General features: G+C 70.7%; 11 protein-coding genes. 7 read left to right on the top strand and 4 right to left on the bottom strand.

Annotated features, from left to right (window positions below; translation table 11 throughout):
* Positions 1-8: 8 nt before the first annotated feature.
* Positions 9-662 carry a response regulator transcription factor gene (locus tag ABZ833_RS31370; protein WP_361053454.1) on the bottom strand — a complete coding sequence of 218 codons (654 nt, stop codon included), beginning with the start codon at positions 660-662 and terminating at the stop codon, positions 9-11.
* Complete coding sequence (locus tag ABZ833_RS31365; protein ID WP_361053451.1) at positions 659-2,251, bottom strand: histidine kinase; 1,593 nt, start codon at positions 2,249-2,251, stop codon at positions 659-661. Before ABZ833_RS31365 ends, ABZ833_RS31370 begins: the two co-directional genes overlap by 4 nt.
* 255 nt (positions 2,252-2,506) lie before the next feature.
* Between ABZ833_RS31365 and ABZ833_RS31360 the strand changes: the two genes are divergently transcribed.
* The 5 genes from ABZ833_RS31360 to cseC all read left to right on the top strand — a co-directional run bounded on the left by ABZ833_RS31360 (position 2,507) and on the right by cseC (position 7,005).
* The gene (locus ABZ833_RS31360) at positions 2,507-3,430 is read left to right on the top strand and encodes an A/G-specific adenine glycosylase (protein WP_361053448.1); all 924 of its coding nucleotides are present in this window, start codon (positions 2,507-2,509) and stop codon (positions 3,428-3,430) included.
* Between the two features lie 182 nt (positions 3,431-3,612).
* The gene (locus tag ABZ833_RS31355) at positions 3,613-4,161 is read left to right on the top strand and encodes a SigE family RNA polymerase sigma factor (RefSeq protein WP_249588576.1); all 549 of its coding nucleotides are present in this window, start codon (positions 3,613-3,615) and stop codon (positions 4,159-4,161) included.
* Positions 4,162-4,190: 29 nt separating this feature from the next.
* A complete protein-coding gene (locus ABZ833_RS31350; protein WP_361053445.1) occupies positions 4,191-4,817 on the top strand; it encodes a hypothetical protein in 627 nt (208 codons plus the stop codon).
* 9 nt (positions 4,818-4,826) lie between these two features.
* Positions 4,827-5,540: a two-component system response regulator CseB gene (gene cseB / locus ABZ833_RS31345; protein WP_361053443.1), complete on the top strand. Its 714-nt coding sequence runs from the start codon at positions 4,827-4,829 to the stop codon at positions 5,538-5,540.
* Positions 5,541-5,634: 94 nt separating this feature from the next.
* Complete coding sequence (gene cseC, locus ABZ833_RS31340; protein WP_361053440.1) at positions 5,635-7,005, top strand: two-component system sensor histidine kinase CseC; 1,371 nt, start codon at positions 5,635-5,637, stop codon at positions 7,003-7,005.
* Between the two features lie 72 nt (positions 7,006-7,077).
* Here the strand turns inward: cseC and ABZ833_RS31335 are convergent, their stop codons facing one another.
* Positions 7,078-8,778, bottom strand: coding sequence for an MDR family MFS transporter (locus ABZ833_RS31335; protein ID WP_361053437.1), 1,701 nt, complete (start codon positions 8,776-8,778; stop codon positions 7,078-7,080).
* Between the two features lie 157 nt (positions 8,779-8,935).
* On the opposite strand from ABZ833_RS31335, the gene ABZ833_RS31330 reads away from it, so the two are divergent.
* Positions 8,936-9,571: a helix-turn-helix domain-containing protein gene (locus ABZ833_RS31330; protein WP_361053434.1), complete on the top strand. Its 636-nt coding sequence runs from the start codon at positions 8,936-8,938 to the stop codon at positions 9,569-9,571.
* A gap of 35 nt (positions 9,572-9,606) precedes the next feature.
* On the opposite strand, the gene ABZ833_RS31325 is transcribed toward ABZ833_RS31330, so the two are convergent.
* Entirely contained in the window at positions 9,607-10,275 is a 669-nt protein-coding gene (locus tag ABZ833_RS31325) for a M23 family metallopeptidase (protein ID WP_361053431.1), read from the bottom strand.
* Positions 10,276-10,876: 601 nt separating this feature from the next.
* Between ABZ833_RS31325 and ABZ833_RS31320 the strand changes: the two genes are divergently transcribed.
* On the top strand, positions 10,877-13,990 hold the full coding sequence (locus tag ABZ833_RS31320) for an NACHT domain-containing protein (RefSeq protein ID WP_361053538.1): 3,114 nt from the start codon (positions 10,877-10,879) through the stop codon (positions 13,988-13,990).
* Positions 13,991-14,011: the final 21 nt, after the last annotated feature.

Here is a 14,011-nt window from a genome sequence, read left to right as displayed (position 1 = left end):
CTCTGGTGTCAGAGCCGCACGAGTCCCGCCTCATAGGCGACGATCGCCGCCTGGACGCGGTTCTTGACCCCGAGCCGGTCGAGGACCGCGCTCACGTACGCCTTGACCGTGCCCTCGACCAGATGGAGCCGGGCGGCGATCTCCGGGTTGGAGAGCCCCTCCCCGACGAGCCCGAGCACTTCGCGCTCGCGCGGGGTGAGGACCGCGGTCCTGGCGCGGGCGTCGGCGCCGCGGACCGTGCGGTGCGCGCCGTAGCCGTCGATGACGTGGCGGGCCACCTTGGGCGAGAGGAAGGCGGCGCCGCCGGCCACCGCGCGTACGCCCGCGATGAGTTCGTGCGGGTCGCCGGACTTCAGCAGGAAGCCGGTGGCTCCGCCGCTCAGCGCCCGTGCGACGTACGCGTCCTCGGAGAAGGTCGTCAGCATCGCGACCGCGGTCCCGGGCACCGTCCGTACGATCTCCTCGCCCGCGGCGAGACCGTCGAGCCCCGGCATGCGGATGTCGAGCAGCGCGACGTCCGGCCGGTGGGCCTGGGCGAGGGCGACGGCCTCCCGCCCGTCGCCCGCCTCCGCGACGACCTCGATGTCCTCGCCCGCGCCGAGGATCGCGCGGACGCCCGCGCGGATCATGGCCTCGTCGTCGGCCAGCAGTACGCGGATCACCGCACCCACTCCTTCTCGTGCTCCCGCACCTCGCCACCGGCCCCTGCCTTGGGGATCACGCTCTTCTCCACGACGACGCCGCCCTTGAAACAGACCCTGAAGTGTTCGACGGTGACGAAGAGTTCGCCGCTGGCCCGGTAGTAGCGGCAGTCCGCGCCTTCGGGGGGAGGGGTCGGGGCGCGCTCCTCGGGTGGATCGGACGCGGCTCTGTCGGGCAGCAGCCGTTCGGCTTCGGCCTGCGGCCTGCCGACCGTGAGCCGGGCGAAGTCGGCCGGTTCGAGGACGGCGTGCGACCTGGAGTACGCGTACCAGGCGAAGGCGCCACCGATGAGGAGAACCCCGGTGGCCAGGGCGGCCCCGAAGGCCAGCACGGTCAGCCGCCGTGCGTGCGCGAGGGCGGGGGCGGGCGGGGCCGGGTGCGGCTCCGGGGGCCCGTCCTCCGCGGGGAGCCGCGCCACGACCCGGAAGCCGTCGCCGTGCGGTCCGGCGTCGAACGTGCCGCCGAGGTCCTCGACCCTGGCCCGCAGGCCCAGGAGGCCCGAGCCGGCGCCTGGCCCCGAGCCCGGCTCCTTGGCGGGTCCGTTGGTGACGACGACGGCGGTCTTCGCCGTCTCGACCGTCACGGGGGCGCCGGGAGCGTGTCTGGCGGCGTTGGTCAGGGCTTCCTGGACGACCCGGTAGACGGTCCGCTCGGACTCCGTCCCGGTCGACGTCCCGGTCGACGCCCCGGTCAACGTCCCGGTCAATTCAGCAGGGTCCTCCTCACCCCCCACGACGAACTGGACCGCCAGCCCCGAATCGGCGGCGCGCTCCACCAGGGCCCGCACGCTCTCGCCCGCCGGGGCGAGCGGCGCGACCTCGTCGCCCTCTTCCCGCAGAAGCCCGATGATCTCGTGCAGCCGGTCCGTGGCGTCCGACGCGGCCACGCGCAGGTCGGCGACGGCGCCTCGGTGCCGTTCCGGCAGATCGGCGGCCACCTGGAGCGCGCCGGCCCGCACCGCGATGAGGCTCAGTTCGTGCCCGAGGGAGTCGTGCATGTCCTGGGCGATGCGGGCCCGTTCCCGCAGCCGGGCCCGGTCGGCGACGATGCGCTGCTCGCGCTCCAGCTGGGCGGCGCGGGACCAGCCGGCGGCGGCGAGTTCGCGGCCCTGGCGGAGGTAGCGGCCCGCGAGCCACGGGAAGACGGCCCCGAAGAGGAGCGTCCCCATGAGCACGAGCCACTCCACGACCGGGTCGACTCCGCGTACGACGATCTTGGCTGTCCCGACCAGGGCGACGGCCCCGAAGAGGAGCAGGGCGGGCCTGAGGCGGTCGGCCCTGCGGCCCATGAGCAGGGCGAAGACGGCGAGGGCGGGGCCGTACGAGAGGGTGAACAGGGACGGTGCCGCCGCGAGCTCCAGCCCTGCCGCTGCGGCGAAGGCGACCAGTGGCCTGCGGCGCCAGACGGCTACGGCGAGGCCGAGCACGGCGATTCCTGCGGCCTGCTGCCAGGCCGGGCGGGGCTCGTTCAGCCCCAGTCGGTCCGCCATCAGCGCGGGCAGGGCGAGTACTGCCCAGAGGAGGGCGTCCTGCCCACGTCTGCTCTTCACTCCCGCGACGCTACTTCCCGGTGGCCCGGGCCCGCCCCTGCCGATCGTCAGGTCCTCGCCCTTGAGCAGCGAACGGCCGTTACCCCGCATCCGCCCCTGCCCGAACAAGCCTTTCCCGCCGACCCGCCCGATTGCCCCGCGGTGCCAAGGGTGGGTGGGGGACGTACCGTGAGCGCCACCCGGCCAAAACCCGCACCCCCCAAGAAGCCCCGCCTGGCCCGCCCTCCGGCGCCCCCATGGCAGGATCGTCCTGCCATGACTGCGCCCACGAAGCCCATGCCAATGTCAGACAGCCCCGAGCCCGCCGGCGAGGCCCTGCACAGCCCCGTCATCGCCTGGTTCGACGCGAACGCGCGCGACCTGCCGTGGCGGCGGCCCGACGCCGGACCCTGGGGCGTGATGGTCAGCGAGTTCATGCTGCAGCAGACGCCGGTCAGCCGCGTCCTGCCGGTGTACGAGCAGTGGATCGCCCGCTGGCCCCGCCCCGCCGACCTCGCCAAAGAAGCCCCGGGCGAAGCCGTCCGCGCCTGGGGACGCCTCGGCTACCCCCGCCGCGCCCTGAGGCTGCACGGCGCGGCCGTCGCCATAACGGAACGGCACGGCGGCGACGTACCCACCAAGCACGCGCAGCTGCTCGCGCTGCCCGGCATCGGTGAGTACACGGCCGCGGCCGTCGCCTCCTTCGCGTACGGCCAGCGCCACGCCGTCCTCGACACGAACGTGCGCCGCGTCTTCGCGCGCGCCGTCACCGGCGTCCAGTACCCGCCGAACGCCACCACCGCCGCCGAGCGCAAGCTCGCCCGCGCCCTCCTGCCCGAGGACGAGCGCACGGCGTCCCGCTGGGCCGCCGCGTCCATGGAGCTCGGCGCCCTCGTCTGCACCGCCAAGAACGAGAACTGCGCCGTCTGCCCCATCGCGGAGCAGTGCGCGTGGCAGACGGCGGGCAAGCCTCCGCACCAGGGACCGGCGCGGCGCGGCCAGACGTACGCGGGAACGGACCGTCAGGTCCGCGGCAAGCTGCTCGCGGTCCTGCGCGAGGCCGTGGCCCCCGTGCCGCAGGCCGCCCTCGACCGGGTGTGGGACGAGCCCGTGCAGCGGGCCCGCGCACTGGACGGGCTCGTCTCCGACGGACTCGTCGAGCCGCTCCCCGAGGGGCTCTACCGCCTGCCCCTCACCTGACGAGCGACGGCCGAACCACAACGAATCGCCCCCGCTTTACGCCCCGCCTACTTCTGTTACACAACCGACGGAAGGCCGTGCGCCCCCCGCTGGCTGCTCCGCACAGCCTCGTGACAACGCCTCCGTAGCTTCATAGCCGTACCGCACAAGCAGCGGTGGTCGGTGAACGGAGGCGGTCAGGTATGGCGCACGGTGAGGTGCTCGAGTTCGAAGAGTACGTCCGCACTCGGCAGGACGCCCTGCTGCGCAGTGCCCGGCGCCTGGTCCCCGACCCCGTCGACGCCCAGGACCTGCTGCAGACCGCGCTCGTGCGGACGTACGGCCGCTGGGACGGCATAGCCGACAAGCGGCTCGCGGACGCCTACCTGCGCCGCGTCATGATCAACACGCGTACGGAGTGGTGGCGGGCCCGCAAGCTCGAAGAGGTCCCCACCGAGCAGCTGCCCGACGCGAGCGTGGAAGACTCCACCGAACAGCATGCGGACCGCGCCCTCCTGATGGACATCATGAAGGTGCTCGCACCCAAGCAGCGCAGCGTCGTCGTGCTGCGACACTGGGAGCAGATGTCCACAGAGGAGACGGCCGCGGCACTCGGCATGTCGGCGGGAACGGTCAAGAGCACACTGCACCGGGCGCTCGCGCGACTCCGCCAGGAGCTGGAGAGCCGGGACCACGAGGAGCCCGCCACCGGCGCGCTCGAACGTGAGGAGCGGGAGCGTTGCGCGGCCTAAGCACCCGGGCTGGCAGGACTGGCAGGACGATGAAGGCGGGGAGCACGGCCGTGGCCGCGCTCGCCGCCATCGGCCTTTTGCTCACCGCCACCGCCTGCTCGACCGGCGGCTCCGGCGCCCGCGACGAGGGCCCCGGCAACCGCGGCGAGACGGTGATGTCACCGACGCCGTCCCCGACACCCACCGCGACGTCCGCGGCCGCGCCGCCCTCCACCACCGAGGCGGTGAAACTCGTGAAGGACGACCCGAAGGTCAGCCAGACGGTCAAGCGCGCCCTGAAGCCCTGCGTCGCCGACGAGTACCCGGTGGACGTCAGTTACGGCAACCTGACCGGAGGATCCGCCTCCGACGTCGTCGTCAACATCATGACCTGCGGCGATGCGGTCGGTACCAGCACTTACGTGTATCGCACCGAGGGCAAGAAGTACGAGAATGTCTTCCAGGACGAGGAGCCACCCGTCTACGCGGAGATCGACCGGGGCGACCTGGTGGTCACCAAGCAGCTGTACGAGAAGGGTGATCCGGTGTCGTATCCGTCCGGCGAGGACGTCATCACGTACGAGTGGGCGGCGAACCACTTCAGGGAGACGGACCGCATCCGCAATCACTACAGCAGCGCGGCGGGCGGCGATGCTCCCGCTCCGACGGAGAACTGAGAGCACCCGATGGCAGAGCACACCCATGTCCTGTTCGTCGAGGACGACGACGTCATCCGCGAGGCGACGCAGCTCGCGCTCGAACGGGACGGCTTCGTCGTCACCGCGATGCCCGACGGCCTCCAGGGCCTCGAGGCGTTCCGTGCCGACCGGCCCGACATCGCGCTCCTCGACGTGATGGTGCCGGGCCTCGACGGCGTCTCGCTGTGCCGCCGGATCCGCGACGAGTCCACCGTCCCGGTGATCATGCTGTCGGCGCGCGCCGACTCCATCGACGTCGTGCTCGGCCTGGAGGCCGGGGCCGACGACTACGTGACGAAGCCCTTCGACGGCGCCGTCCTCGTGGCCAGGATCCGCGCCGTGCTGCGCCGCTTCGGCCACGCGAGCGGCCCCGACTCGGCGGCGCCCTCCGCGAACGAAGGCGGTTCGCCGGACGGCGGCGTGCTGCACTTCGGCGATCTGGAGATCGACACGGAGGGCATGGAGGTCCGCAAGGACGGCGCTCCGGTGGCGCTGACGCCGACCGAGATGCGCCTGCTGCTCGAATTCTCGTCCGCGCCCGGCACGGTCCTCTCCCGCGACAAGCTCCTCGAGCGCGTGTGGGACTACGGCTGGGGCGGTGACACCCGCGTCGTCGACGTCCATGTGCAGCGGCTGCGCACGAAGGTGGGCCAGGACCGGATCGAGACGGTCCGCGGCTTCGGCTACAAGCTCAAGGCGTGAGCCGCGACGTCATGGCTGATGGCACGGCTGACCGCATGGCCGCTGAACTGAACGTGGCGCCTGAACTGAACGTGGCGCATCTCGGGGGACCTATATGAGCAGGGGGACGGTGGCCGCGCTGCGCGCCCGCCTCCGCACGGCGTTCGGCGCGCGCCTGCGCACCGGCGTGCGCTGGAAGATCAGCGCGGCGATCGCGCTGGTCGGCGCGCTGGTCGCGGTGGCGCTGAGCCTGGTCGTGCACAACGCGGCGCGCGTCTCGATGCTCGACAACGCGCGCGACGTGCAGGACGAGCGGATCCAGTACGCCCAGCGGATCTACGAGACGTCCGGGCGCACGGGGCAGTTCGGCATGAAGGTCGACGACCCGGAGATGCCCAAGGAGCTCCTGGAGAAGGTGCTCGCCGGGCGCCGCGCGACGTACGTGGAGGACCACTCCAGCGGTGTGCCGGACATCTGGGCCGCGGTGCCGCTGAGCGACGGCCACATCCTGTCGCTGCACACCCGCTTCACCGACCGCAGCGCCACCGTCATGAAGGACCTCGACCAGGCCCTGGTCATCGGCTCCATCTCGGTCGTCTTCGGCGGCTGCGCGCTCGGGGTGCTCATCGGCGGCCAGCTCTCGCGGCGTCTGCGCAAGGCGGCGACCGCGGCGCAGGAGGTCGCGCAGGGGCAGACGGACGTCAACGTACGCGATGCCATCGGCGGCGTCGTACGCGATGAGACCGATGACCTCGCGCGGTCGGTGGACGCGATGGCGGACGCGCTCAAGCAGCGGCTCGAAGCCGAGCGGCGGGTGACGGCGGACATCGCGCACGAGCTGCGTACGCCGGTGACGGGACTGCTCACGGCGGCCGAACTGCTGCCGCCCGGCCGTCCGACCGAGCTGGTCAGGGACCGCGCGCAGGCGATGCGCACGCTCGTGGAGGACGTACTCGAAGTGGCCCGCCTGGACAGCGCGGCCGAGCGGGCCGAGCTGCAGGACCTGATGCTCGGCGAGTTCGTGACGCGGCGGATCGCGGTGCTCAACTCGGACGTGAGCGTGACGGTGGTGCACGAGTCGGAGGTCACCACCGACCCGCGCCGCCTGGAGCGCATCCTGGGCAACCTCCTCGCCAACGCCGCCAAGCACGGAAAGCCGCCGGTCGAGGTGAGCGTCGAGGGCCGCGTGGTGCGGGTCCGCGACCACGGCCCCGGTTTCCCCGCGGGTCTCCTGGAGGAGGGCCCGAGCCGCTTCCGCACCGGCAGCACGGACCGCGCGGGCGTCGGGCACGGCCTGGGCCTGACGATCGCCGCGGGCCAGGCGAGGGTGCTCGGCGCGAGGCTCACGTTCCGCAACGTGACGCCGGCGGGCGCGGGCCCGGACGACCCGGCGGAGGGCGCGGTGGCAGTCCTCTGGCTCCCGGAACACGCCCCGACGAACACGGGCAGCTTCCCGATGCTGCAGCTGCCGGACAAGTACAAGTAGCGGCAACGGCAACGGGCCCCGGCACCAGAAGGTGCCGGGGCCCGTTTCAGCCGAGGGAATCAGGACCGCAGGTCAGACGGCCTCTGCAACCGCGTCCCGCGGACCAGGTGCGGCGTCCCCAGCCGCACCCTCGGCCGGCTTGTCGGCCGGCTTCTCGGCCCCTGAGCTGGAGCCGGAGTCGGAGCCCTCGGGCCCGGAGTCCTTGGGCCCGGCCCCCCGCAGGGGAACCTCCTTGACGAAGAACGCGGCGATCAGCGCGGCGACCCCGATGACCGATCCCAGCAGGAACGCCGAGTGCGTACCGGCGGACACAGCATGCTGATACGCGTCCCGCACCGGCGCAGCCAACTGCCGCAGACTGTCCGCGTCCAGCTGCGCGGACTGCTCGGTGACCTTGCCGCCGAGCTCCCCGGCCCGCTCGGACATCGTGTCCTCGACCCGGTGGTTGAAGAGCGCGCCCATGATCGCGACGCCGAACGACGAACCGAGCGTACGGAAGAGCGTGGCCGAGGACGACGCGACGCCCATGTCCTTCATCTCGACGCTGTTCTGCGCGACCAGCATGGTGATCTGCATCAGGCAGCCCATGCCCGCACCGAGCACCGCCATGTAGAGACCCGACGTGAACCGCGAGGTGTCGGTGTCCATCTGCGACAGCAGGAACAGGCCGAGGACCATCAGCACGGTGCCGACGATCGGGAAGATCTTGTACTTGCCGGTGGAGGTGGTGAACCGGCCCGAGAAGAACGAGACGACCATCATCGAGAGCAGCATCGGAAGCAGCAGCAGACCGGAGTTGGTGGCCGAAGCGCCCTGCACCGCCTGCTGGTAGAGCGGCAGGAACAGCATCGCGCCGAACATCACGAATCCGGTGAGGAAGCCGATCACCGACATCAGGGTGAAGTTGAGGCTGCGGAAGATGTGCAGCGGCAGGATCGGCTCGGCGGCCTTCTTCTGCACGACGACGAAGCTGATGAGCGCGACGACACCGATCGCGATGAGCTCCATGATCACGGTCGAGGTCCAGGCGTACTCCGTACCGCCCCAGGTGGTGACGAGGACCAGCGAGCTGATGCCCACGGTCAGGAGCGCCGCACCGAGGTAGTCGATCCGTCCCTCTGCCTTCTTCTTCGGCAGGTGCAGCACGGCGGTCACCATGGCGAGCGCGACGGCACCGAGCGGCAGGTTGATGTAGAAGGCCCAGCGCCAGCCGAGGTGGTCGGTGATGGTGCCGCCGACGAGCGGACCGCCGATCATGGCGACCGCCATGACGCCGGTCATCATGCCCATGTACTTGCCGCGTTCCCGCGGGGTGACGAGCTCACCGATGATCGCCATGACGCCGACCATCAGACCGCCCGCGCCGAGCCCCTGGACCGCGCGGAAGCCGATCAGCTGGCCCATGTCCTGCGCCATTCCGCTGAGCACGGAACCGAGCAGGAAGATCACTATGGAGGTGAGGAAGACGCCCTTGCGGCCGTACATGTCACCGAGCTTGCCCCAGATGGGGGTCGAGGCCGCGGTCGCCAGCATGTACGCGGTGACGACCCACGACAGGTGCTCCATGCCGCCGAGGTCACCGACGATCGTCGGCATCGCGGGGCTCACGATCATGTTGTCGAGCATGGCCAGCAGAATCGTGACCATCAGCGCCAACATCACGACGCGCACGCTGCGCGGCTGTGGCGCTTCCTTCGTCCGATCCGCCGGAGGATCCGCCGACTGCCCGCCCTGCTTCGCCTGTTCCCCCGGCTTTTTCTTGATCTCCGCCATGTTCCCCACTCCCCGGTTACCCCGACTGCCTTCTGGCACTTACTTGCCGACCGGCAAGCTGACTACACTGAGGGAAACTAGACCCCTAACTAGCCGGGCGTCAAGTAAGTAAAATCGGGTCCAAGGATTCGAGTCGAGGGAGTCGAGGAGCACCGACATGGTCACGGACACAGACGCCGGCGCAGGCGCAGGTACGGGCGCGGGCGCAGGTACGAGCGCGGGCGCGGGCAAGCAGCACCGCCGCGGGGACACCCGCCAGCGCATCCAGGACGTGGCCCTCGAACTCTTCGCCGAGCAGGGCTACGAGAAGACGTCGCTGCGCGAGATCGCGGAGCGTCTGGATGTCACGAAGGCGGCGCTCTACTACCACTTCAAGACCAAGGAGGACATCCTCACCAGCATCTTCGAGGACCTGACCAGGCCCATCGACGAACTGGTGGAGTGGGGCAAGGACCAGCCGCACACGCTGGAGATCAAGCGGACGATCCTGACCCGCTACAGCGAGATCCTCACGAAGGCGTCCCCTCTCTTCCGCTTCATGCAGGAGAACCAGGCGACGATGCGGGACCTGAAGACGGGCGAGACCTTCAAGGACCGCATGTTCAGCCTGCTCGACATCCTCAGGGAGCCGGGCGCCCCCATGACGGCTCAGGTGCGCTGCTTCTCGGCGCTGTTCACGATGCACGGCGGGATGTTCGTGCTCAAGGACGCCGAAGGCGACCCCGAGGAGAAGCGCAAGGCCATCCTCGAGGTCGCCATCGATCTGGTGACACAGGCGCACGAAGGCGCCTGAGCTGCTGCCGGGTCAGACAGTCATGGTGGTACGGGTCAGACGGTGACGCCGTTGGAGCGCAGGAACGCGACCGGGTCGACCGCCGAGCCGTAGTTCGGGGTCGTACGGATCTCGAAGTGCAGGTGCGGGCCGCTGGAGTTGCCGGTGTTGCCGGAAGCGGCGATGTGCTGGCCGGTGGCGACGCTCTGGCCGACGCGCACGTCGATCTTCGACAGGTGGGCGTACTGCGAGTACGTGCCGTTGTCGTGCTTGATCACGATGGCGTTGCCGTACGCGGGACCGTCACCGGCGCCGTTGCCGCCGGCCTTGACGACGGTGCCGTTGTGCACGGCCTCGACGGAGGTGCCGATGGACACCGCGAAGTCCTGGCCGGAGTGCTTGCTGGACCACATGTTGCCGCCGAGCCCGAAGGACGCGGAGAGCGTGTACTTGTCGACCGGGTCCTGCCAGGAGACGGCCTTCTTGGCGGCGGCCTGCTGAGCCTTGGTCGCGGCCTTGGCCTGCGCGTTCGCCTGCGCCGACACGGAGTTGGCGGAGACGCCGGGCAGCGCGCCGCTCTTGGCGTCCGCAGCGGCCGCGACACCGGAACCGAGAACTGCCGATGCTCCGAGCCCGAGGCCCGCGACGGTGACGACGGCCGTCCGCGTACGGAGCGTACGGAGCAGGGACAGGCCGGAATGGTGGGACGTGGCGCGCTTCGACATGGCGGATGACCTCCGGGATGGGGAGCGTGCGGCATGCGGCGCATGCCGGGCTTCGTGTGACGTGCGGTGCACGCCGGGCTTCATGTGACGTGTGGTGCACGCCGGATTTCGGCTGGCGTGCGGTGCACGCCGGGGCTTCGTGTGTCGTGGCTCCGCGTGGTGTGCGGTGCACGACGGGCACAAAGGGACCCGGCACACGCAGCACTGCGTCCCGCCGGGTTGGCCATCCCTTGGTAACCCGCACCCCGCCCCTCGCCCAAACCCCCCATCTACTACCGAAAGCCGTAGCTCCCCGACCGACTTTCTCCTCCTTGACACCCCCAAATTCCGACAATTCCCCCTTCAGTCACTTGCCGGATTTAGACGCCGAGGTCGGGTTTAACCCCACTCCAGGAGGACCCCTCGGGCCAGCACTGGCCCCGGCCGTACCCCCGGCCCCCCGACAAGCCGAAGGTCCCGGAGGTTGCGGACCGAAGGTCCCCTCCTCCCTCCCGAACGCCGCCACTATTCCGCCTAGTACCGGACATAACGCCTGTGCGTCATGTCACCGGCCCCCGAGATCCACAACCTCCGGAATGTGACCGGCACTACGCTGCGGCGCATGGATCCCGCGGTCATAGGCGCCCGGCTCGCCTCGGGCGTCGTAGCCCCTCTGATCAAGAAACTGTTCGTACGGGAGGGACCGGGCGCGGGCCTGGTGGACAGGCCTGTGCGGCTGTCGGGGCTGGTGTCCTTCAAGGGCGAGAAGCGGGCACTGACGGAGCGGGACGTGCGCCGCCTCGCGGGCAGCCTGGTGACGGAATCCCTTGCCTCGCCCGGCGAGCGCCCCTTCCCGCCGGACGAGGCGGACGCGGTCACGGACGCCTTGGCCCGCGCGCTCCTGACGCTGGGCGACCTCGACATGGACGATGTCCAAGCGGTCCGCCTCGGCCACCAGAAGCTGGCCCGCTCGCTCATCTACAGTGCGTCGGCCTCCGGCCTTTCCACGGACGCCGCCTTCTTCCTCGACTCGATCACCGAGTGGGCCTGCCTCCACATCCTGCAGTTCTTCACGCAGCGCTCGACCTTCGTGGCCGCGACACTCGTGGCACAGAGCCGGACCCAGGACGAACTCATCGTGAAGGTCGACGAGTTGCTCGCCCGCAACCCGATCCCCGGGGCGCAGGACGTGGCCTTCGAGCGTCGCTACCTCGCATCCGTGGCGAAGAAGCACGGGAAGCTGACGATCTTCGGAATCGATCTGGCGAACTCGCCGGGGCGGTGGCCGCTGGATGCGGCGTACATGTCGCTGGAGGCCACGGGGAGCTCCTGGCTGGTCCACATGCCCGCCTGGGAGGCGGCCCACGGCCTTTCGCCGGAGGGGGACGAGCGCGAGCGGTGGGTGAACGAGGTGAAGCACATCGCCGCCGCCCCTCGCCCCGCCGATCAAGCCCTGGCCACCCACGACCGCGTCCTCCTGCGGGGCGAGGCCGGCTCCGGCAAGACCACGCTCATCCAGTGGCTGGCGGTCAGCGCCGCGCGCTCCGCACCGGACGACGACCGCATGACGTACCTCCACGACCGCATCCCCTTCGTACTCCCCCTGCGCACCCTCACCCGCCACGGCGAGCGTCTCCCCGCCCCCAAGGACTTCCTCTCCGCGGTCGACTCCCCACTGGCCGGCACGCAGCCCGGCGGATGGGAGTCCCGTGTCCTCACGGCGGGGCGCGCCCTGGTCCTGGTGGACGGCATCGACGAGATCCCCGACGCCGAGCGCTCCCGCACCCGCACCTGGCTCAGCGACCTGATCGACGCCTACCCCGGCAACCGCTGGCTGGTCACGTCCCGCCCCTCGGCCGTACGCGAGGACTGGCTCACCGAGGAGGACTTCACCGAGCTCACGCTCTCCCCGATGAGCCCCACGGACGCGGCGGCCTTCATCAGCCGCTGGCACGTGGCCGCCCGCACGGGTGCTGCGGACGAGGACGCCGCGCTCGTCTCGTACGAGAGTCAGCTCCTCGACGCGGTACACGCGAAACCCGACCTCGGCCTCCTGGCGACCAACCCCCTGATGTGCGGCCTGATCTGCGCGCTGCACCGCGACCGCAGAGGCTTCCTCCCCCTCGGCCGCAAGGATCTCTACACGGCGGCCCTGTCCATGCTCCTCGTCCGCCGCGACCGCGAGCGCCACATGGACGTACCCGACCTGCGGGAGGAGCCGCAGCTGCAGCTGCTCCAGCGCCTCGCCTACTGGCTCATCCGCAACGGCCGCCAGACGATGGACCGTTCGCGAGCAGAGACCATCATCGCGGACGCGCTCCCCTCGGTCCCGGAGGTGGCCACGCTCGGCGACGCGAAGGAGGTCTTCGCGCACTTCCTCCACCGCAGCGGTCTGCTCCGCGAACCGGCCCCGGGCACGGTCGACTTCATCCACCGCACGTTCCAGGACTTCCTGGGCGCACGGGCGGCAGTCGACGAGGGCGACTTCGGTGTGCTGGCGCGCCACGCGGCGGACGACCAGTGGGAGGACGTCATCCGCATGGCGGTGGCGCACGCACGCCCTCGCGAACGCACCGCATTCTTCCGCGAGTTGCTGGCATTCGGGGACACACGCTCTGAGGAACGGGCGCGGGTTCGAGTCCACCTGCTCGCGGCGACCTGCCTGGAGCACGCGGCCGAGCTGGATCCCGCGGTGCGGGAGCAGGTGGAGCGACGTCTGGCCGAGGTGATTCCGCCCCGAAGCCCGGAGGCCGCCCGCCAGCTCGCGGCGGTCGGCCCCATGGTCCTTGACCTGCTGCCGGGCCCGAACGGCCTTGACGACGAGGCGGCCGGTCACGTCGCGATCACCGCGACGAGCGTCCCGTCCGACGCCGCGATCCCCTTCCTCGCACGCTTCGCAAGCCACCCTGCGCTCGCCGTGCACAGCCAGCTCATGTGGGGATGGAGTCGCTACGACTGCCGCAGATACGCGGAACAGGTGATCTCTCAACTCGACAACGGGGAGACCTACTTCACGATCCGCAGCGACGACCAGGTCATGGAGCTCGAACGACTGGGGATCCGCCCCAGGCTCCTGGACATCCGGGGCACCGTCTCCCCCGCAGCCGCTTCCCGCCTGCTCACGTCCTGCGCCCCCACGTTCCTCTCGCTCAGAGTGCCGCCTGCGCAGCTCACTGCCGAGGCACTCCGGGCGCTGGGCGAACTGGATCAGCTGCGCCTCATGGAGATCATCGAGCCCTGGAGCCTGGACCTGTTCCCCGCCAAGGCCCCGCTGCGCACCCTGGCCCTCTCCGGATCCGCTCGCGTGGCGCGCGATCTGCACCGCATGGACAGATGGCCGGAGCTGGAGTGGGTCATCTTCGGCGACAAGGACGGTCCGCGCGTGCCCGCTGTCTGGGAGGGCCTCACCCGGCTCCCACGCCTCACCCGGCTGGACCTGACATCCGGCAACCTCGCCGCCGTGCCGGACGGACTTGCCCTGCCCGGCGTGACCGAGCTGTCCCTGTTGCACAGAGGCGGCGACTGGCCGGCGGCGGCGTCCCGCGTCAGCGACATCCTGCCGAGTCTCACGCACATGTCCGTGTACGGGCACACCGGCCAGGAGAGATTTACGGTCGCCCCCTTGGCGGGCCTCACCGCCCTGAGGCACCTGGCGATCTCCACCCCTCAGGTGTCAGACCTCGACGCTCTCCCCTCGCACATCGAAGTACGCGACATCCGCCCCCTCATCGATTGAGCTGAAGCCACCCCTCCTTCC

It is taken from the genome of Streptomyces sp. NPDC047525, from assembly GCF_040643025.1.
Classification (GTDB): Bacteria; Actinomycetota; Actinomycetes; order Streptomycetales; family Streptomycetaceae; genus Streptomyces; species Streptomyces durmitorensis.
Note: the sequence above shows the minus strand (reverse complement) of the source record. Positions and strands in the feature narration are given on the sequence as shown.